The 555-nt window shown below is 59.3% G+C and carries 1 protein-coding gene; it reads right to left on the reverse strand.

Annotation, left to right across the window (positions count from 1 at the left end):
• Positions 1-541: immunoglobulin-like domain-containing protein (locus AACY45_RS27655; RefSeq protein ID WP_339548647.1), on the reverse strand; the 541-nt coding region annotated here is incomplete at its 3' end.
• Positions 542-555: the final 14 nt, after the last annotated feature.

Here is a 555-nt window from a genome sequence, read left to right on the forward strand (position 1 = left end):
CCTGAGCTTTGTCGCCCAGTACCAGGTTCTCGAAGGACTTGCCGTCAACGGTGGCGTTGTCGATGCCGACTTCCACAACTTGACCGTCTTTGTAGACGTCATCACCTTGCGCAGCCAGCTCGTACGGCACGCTGGTGGTGCCGGCCTTGATGACGACGGTATCGCCATTGCTCAGGGTCACGGTCAGGTCTTGTTTGAGGACCTGGTCGACCTTGACGGTGAACTTCGGTGCGGCGTTTTCCAGTACGTCGCCGTTGCTTTCGATGGTGACGGTGATTTTGTCGCCTTCGTTAGCCGGATCTTTCGGATCACCCGAACCTGGCTCGTCAGTCACGCTGGTGGTCAGCGTGGTATCGCCCAGGGTCAGCTTCTCGAAGTTGTTAGCCGAGACCGACTCGAGTTTGTTGACGATGGCGTCCTGACCGCCAGTGAAGATGTCGTCCTTGGCGGTGACCACGGCAGTGCCGGTGGTGCCATTGGCCGGGATCTTGATCTCGGTGCCGTCGGTGAGCTTGAAGGTCAACTCGCCGTGGTTGCTCATCGGCAGGCCAGCAG

This window comes from Pseudomonas sp. RA_35y_Pfl2_P32 (assembly GCF_963970735.1).
Taxonomy (GTDB): Bacteria; Pseudomonadota; Gammaproteobacteria; order Pseudomonadales; family Pseudomonadaceae; genus Aquipseudomonas.